The sequence below is a fragment of the Pararcticibacter amylolyticus genome, assembly GCF_003130405.1.
Classification (GTDB): Bacteria; Bacteroidota; Bacteroidia; order Sphingobacteriales; family Sphingobacteriaceae; genus Arcticibacter; species Arcticibacter amylolyticus.
In genome coordinates this window covers 120075-125019 of the sequence record NZ_QEAS01000012.1, presented here as the reverse complement: position 1 = coordinate 125019, position 4945 = coordinate 120075, and the positions used below count along the sequence as shown (strand labels likewise).

Genomic DNA, 4945 nt, shown 5'->3' with positions numbered 1-4945 from the left:
TTGACGGCAGGTCTATAAAAAGAAAACCATCCCCGGAGTTGCAGGGATGGATAAAATCTTGCGGTATTAGGCTATATCTCGAAAGAAAAGTCATCCTCTGCACGTGCAGGTTCTGCATGACTTTCGTTCAATTCATATCTTTTTTCTACAACATCCTGATGTTCTTTAATGTATTCAACGGTTTCTTTCAACCCTTCAGAAAATTTCTCGAAATCTTCCTTATACAGGAAAATTTTGTGCTTTACAAAAACTCCATCTTCTAAACGTTTCTTACTCTCCGTAACCGTGATGTAATAGTCGTTGGACCGCGTTGCTTTTACATCAAAAAAATAGGTACGCTTCCCGGCTCTTACTTTTTTTGAAAAAACCTCTTCTCTCTCTTTGTTATCAAAATCTCCCATGTTATAGTTAAAAGTTTGGTTGCGGTAAATATAATGTATTAATTTTTAAACTTCAAAATACATTTTTTAATGTTATGACGGCGAATTGCCTTTAAGTTTGCTGTTCTTCAAGCAATTGCTTTTCGTATAAGCTCATATAAGCGCCCTTTTGTGCCATTAAGCTGTCGTGATTTCCCTGTTCCACAATCCTGCCATCCTCCATGACAAGGATAATATCCGCGTTTTTAATCGTCGAAACGCGATGGGCAATGATGACACTTGTTTTGCCTCTCATGTTTTTCCCAAGATTAGTCAGGATTTCTTCTTCAGTTTTGGTATCCACTGCCGACAGGCAATCATCCAGGACCAGCAACTGAGGTTGTTTTATCAATGCGCGTGCTATGGAAATCCGTTGTTTCTGCCCTCCCGACAGGGTTATGCCGCGTTCCCCGATCATGGTCTCAAACCCATTTTCAAAGTGCAGGATGTTTTCATACACAGCAGCTTCCCGCGCTGCTGTTTCTACTTCTCCGGATATGGTAGTGGTTCGGCCAAAAGCAATGTTGTTGGCAATTGTATCAGAGAAGAGGAATACCTCCTGGGGGACAAATCCGGCCTGGCTTCTGTAACTCTTCAGATCAAGTTCCTGTATGGCCCTGCCGTCTATATATATTTTTCCGGAGGTAGCATCGTACATTCTTAGCAGCAGGTTTGCAATTGTCGACTTTCCTGATCCCGTTCGCCCTATAATTGCAAGGAACTGTCCGGGTCTGACTTCAAAGGACACATCAGATAACGCTTTTATGCCGGTATCCGGATAGGTGAAACTAACATTTTCAAACTTTATATGGCCCTGAAGTTCCGCCCTCACTCCATCCTCTGTGAGGATTTCAGGCTGGGTATGAAGAAATTCGTTAATCCTTTTTTGGGAAGCAGCAGCCCTTTGCACAAGGGACGTGACCCAGCCCAGCGACATTACCGGGAACATCAGTTGGTTCAGATATACGATAAATTCTGCGATGTTGCCAGAGGTGATGGTTCCGTTCATCACTTCTACGCCGCCGGCATATATGGTAATGATCGTACTCAGGCCGATCAGCAGGAGCATTACGGGATAAAAAAGAGCCTGGACCTGGATGAGATCCAGGGATGTTTTCTTGTAATCTTCGCTCTCCCCCGCGAACTTCCTCATCACCTCATCTTCCCGTCCATATGCTTTTATTACCCTGATACCTGAAAATGTTTCCTGGACGAATCCTGACAACTTTGAAAGTTGCTGCTGGATTTTTTCACTTCTCTGATTGATGATATTATGTACCTTATAAATGGCAAAAGCAAGAACAGGCAGCGGGAGCAGGCTATATATGGCAAGCTTCATGTTCACATCTACCATCACGACAATCACCAGGATAAAGAGTACAATGGTGTTGATGGTATACATAATTGCCGGTCCTACATACATCCTCACCCTGCTTACGTCTTCTGTTACCCGGTTCATCAGATCCCCGGTATTATTTCTCCGGTAGAAGGCCATGGTCAGTTGCTGATAATGCTGGTAGATTTCATTTTTCAGATCGTACTCAATATGTCTCGACATCAGAATGATCGTTTGCCGCATAAAGAAAAGGAAAATCCCGCGGAGCAGGGCCAGGACCAATACGAGTGCCCCGAACAGCATTACGCTGTATCCGAATATCCGGTAACTCAGATCCTGGCGGTCAAACCCGCTGAAAAGCCTGTATATGCCGATGTTTTCGTTTACCAGATCAAATGCCACCCGGATAACCTGTGCTGGCAAAACACCGAAAATGTTGGAGATAATGACAAATATTACTCCGGGGATCAGCCTCCAGCGATATTTATAAAAGAATTTGTTGAGATATGCCAGATCTTTCATTTCGTAAATAAGAAGTGCAAAAATACAGATTTTGAAATCATGGCAGAGTCACTTTAAAGCGAAGAACGAAGGTAGTTCCGTGCGAAAGGCCCGCATGTTTTCCCTCAGGCATCCGGGGGATAAATAAACGGATATGACGTGCGTTTGCTAAAAAAATAGTATTTTTGCCCCAAATCCCGTCCGTTAAATATGTCTTTAAAGTCTTTTGAAGCAAGTTCTGTTTTTAATCAGTTAAGTAAGTGTGCTCATCAAAATGTTGTTTTTTGCAGTGATGAAGATACTGGCCTGCAAGCTATTATAGCCATTCACGATACAACACTGGGGCCTGCTCTCGGAGGAACGAGGATGTGGGCTTACCGGACAGAGTCTGATGCGCTTCAGGATGTTCTGCGGTTGTCAAGAACGATGACCTATAAAGCGGCGATCAGCGGGCTTAATCTTGGAGGCGGCAGTGCCGTGATCATCGGCGACAGCAGAACGGATAAGAATGAAGTCCTGATGCGGCGTTTCGGACGTTTTATTAAAAACCTGAACGGTTCATTTATAACAGCAGAGGATTTGGGAACCAACCCCAGGGACATGGAGTATATCCGGATGGAAACTGAACATGTTACCGGTGTCCCTGAATCTATGGGCGGAGCAGGAGATCCTTCTCCTATTGCAGCAAAGGGCGTTGTGATGGGAATAAAGGCTTGTATTAAAGAGTTATATGGTAATGACAGTCTTGCCGGGCGCTCCGTTGCTGTTCAGGGGATAGGGCAGGTTGGCGAAAATCTTGTTTATCTTCTCCGTGAAGAAAATGCCAAGGTCTATGTAAGTGATATCAACGAAGAACGGTTGATCCAGGTGGCAAGAAAGTATGGGGCGGAGGCTGTTTCCAATAACAATATTCTGGATCTCGAATTTGACGTGTATGCTCCCTGTGCCCTTGGCGGAACTGTCAACTCGGAAACCATACCCCGCATGAAATGCGCTGTTATTGCAGGATCAGCCAACAATCAGCTCGCGGATGAGGAACTCCACGGCCAGATGCTTCTGGATAGCGGGATCCTTTATGCTCCTGACTATTTAATCAATGCCGGCGGAATGATCAATTGTTATTCTGAGCTTACAGGTTACAGCAGGAAAAGGACGATGCAGCTCGCTGAGAACATCTATTCTGCCACACGGAAAGTTTTAAAGAAATCAAAAGAAGAAAATATACCGGCTAATAAAGCTGCGGATATTATAGCGGAGAAACGTATTGCCGACATCCGTAAAATTAAAGCGTCATATTAATATAAAATCGTTCTTATAGCATGTTAAACAGAAGGCATCTGAGGGTAAAAGTGTTGCAGGCATTATATGCCTATTATTTATCTGAAAGCAAAGTAGTAAAATCATTTGAAAAGAAATTACTGGAAAACGTTGATGAAGTTTACCAGATGTACGTATGGCTTCTTTCATTATTAAGTGAGGTTGCAGAGTATGCAACGATTGATGCATTAGAAAGGGCCAATAAATATCTTCCCGACGAGAACGATCTGAACGCCAACACAAAGTTACATTCAAATAAATTCATAGTTGTACTGAGGGAGAACCCGGACTACCAGGGCCTTATAAAAAAATATGGGGCTTCCTGGAGTTTTGATCCCGAGGTTGTCAAAACTGTCTTCAGTTTACTGAAGACCTCCGCCGAATATCAGGCATATCTTGTCAGTGACGACGACTCTCTGCGTGCTGAAAAGGAAATTTTTAAATATATTTATAAGAAGATCATCAAGGTTACTCCTTCTGTGGAACAGGCATTTGAAGAGATGTTTATCAACTGGCCTGTAGATAAAGAGGTGCTTGAAGCAATGCTCGCGAAAACCTTCAGCAACTTTCAGAGTGAGGTTCCTTCTCAGAACAAGCTGGCGCAGATTAGTCCGGCATGGCATGAGGACAGGGAATATATTCTGAATCTTTTCTCCAGGGTGATTGCATTTGACGAGGAATACCAGGGATATATTTCCGGCAAAACGCAGAATTGGGATGCCGAGCGGATTGCCATCATCGACGTATTACTGATGAAAATGGCCATAACGGAGCTGGTTCATTTTCCATCAATCCCTGTTAAGGTTACCATGAACGAGTATATCGAAATCGCAAAGGAATTCAGTACGCCTAAAAGTAATTTATTTATAAATGGTATTTTAGACAAGATTTTGGCGGAGCTGAAAGAAGAAGGAAAGATCCGCAAAACTGGAAGAGGTTTAATAGAATAATAATATGAAACTATTTTTTATAGCTGCTTTTGCCTTTGTTGCAATGGGAATGGCAGGGTGCAAAAACCAAAGTTCATCACAGTCAAACACAGACAGCCTGGCGGTTTCAGGTGATTCATCAAGAGCCCCGGTGCTTAGTTTCGAAACGACCAGCTATGATTTTGGAAAAATAAAAGAAGGGGAAAAGGTTTCCTACGACTTTAAGTTTACCAATAACGGCAAAAGTCCTTTGATTATTTCCAACGCCAGCGCCAGCTGCGGGTGCACAGTGCCCGAGAAGCCGGATGCTCCTATTGGTCCGGGTGAAAGTGGCGTTATCAAAGTTGTATTTAACAGCTCAGGAAAACAGGGCATGCAGAACAAAACTGTAACCATTACCTCCAATGCGCAGCCCTCAACATCCGAACTTGTCCTGATAGGGG

The 4945-nt window shown here is 43.4% G+C and carries 5 protein-coding genes; 3 read left to right on the top strand and 2 right to left on the bottom strand.

The window, feature by feature from the left end:
• Nucleotides 1–71: 71 nt before the first annotated feature.
• Both DDR33_RS15325 and DDR33_RS15320 read right to left on the bottom strand, forming a co-directional pair.
• Nucleotides 72–401: a DUF3276 family protein gene (locus DDR33_RS15325; RefSeq protein ID WP_109416681.1), complete on the bottom strand. Its 330-nt coding sequence runs from the start codon at nt 399–401 to the stop codon at nt 72–74.
• Between the two features lie 91 nt (nt 402–492).
• Nucleotides 493–2277 (bottom strand): ABC transporter ATP-binding protein, encoded by a 1785-nt coding sequence (locus DDR33_RS15320; RefSeq protein WP_109416680.1) that lies wholly within the window; start codon nt 2275–2277, stop codon nt 493–495.
• 189 nt (nt 2278–2466) lie between these two features.
• Between DDR33_RS15320 and DDR33_RS15315 the strand changes: the two genes are divergently transcribed.
• The 3 genes from DDR33_RS15315 to DDR33_RS15305 form a co-directional block, all read left to right on the top strand.
• Nucleotides 2467–3555 carry a Glu/Leu/Phe/Val family dehydrogenase gene (locus tag DDR33_RS15315; RefSeq protein WP_109416679.1) on the top strand — a complete coding sequence of 363 codons (1089 nt, stop codon included), beginning with the start codon at nt 2467–2469 and terminating at the stop codon, nt 3553–3555.
• A 20-nt stretch (nt 3556–3575) separates the two neighbouring features.
• Nucleotides 3576–4523, top strand: a complete 948-nt coding sequence (nusB, locus tag DDR33_RS15310) for a transcription antitermination factor NusB (RefSeq protein WP_109416678.1) — start codon at nt 3576–3578, stop codon at nt 4521–4523.
• Between the two features lie 4 nt (nt 4524–4527).
• Nucleotides 4528–4945, top strand: a 418-nt coding sequence (locus DDR33_RS15305; protein WP_109416677.1) for a DUF1573 domain-containing protein, incomplete at its 3' end; no start/stop codon positions are given.